We start from the raw sequence: 284 nt of genomic DNA on the forward strand, positions 1-284 counted from the left end.
ATTCACATAACAAGCAATTCAAGTGGATTCTCAACGCGTGGCAGTTTTACTATGCGTTGCGTAAAGTGTTTTACGGTGCAATGCGGCGGCTTGGTCAGTGCGTTGTTCACCACTTAATTGGGCGTTAAATTACAAGGAAAGTTTCGTGGAAATAAAGGAAGTAAGTACAACATCAGGTTTAGTCGAACAGCTAAATTCGTTACTAACTGATTGTATAGAAAGTGGAGCCTCTGTAGGCTTCTTAACACCAGTCGATGAACAAGAAGTAAAGTTGTATTGGTCAT

Annotated in this window: 1 pseudogene; it reads left to right on the forward strand. The window is 40.5% G+C overall.

Going from position 1 to position 284, the window contains the following annotated elements:
• Positions 1-145 precede the first annotated feature (145 nt).
• A pseudogene (locus AACW06_RS20360) lies at positions 146-284 on the forward strand (GNAT family N-acetyltransferase); the annotation flags it as partial.

It is taken from the genome of Vibrio sp. S12_S33 (genome assembly GCF_963889785.1).
GTDB lineage: Bacteria > Pseudomonadota > Gammaproteobacteria > Enterobacterales > Vibrionaceae > Vibrio > Vibrio aestuarianus.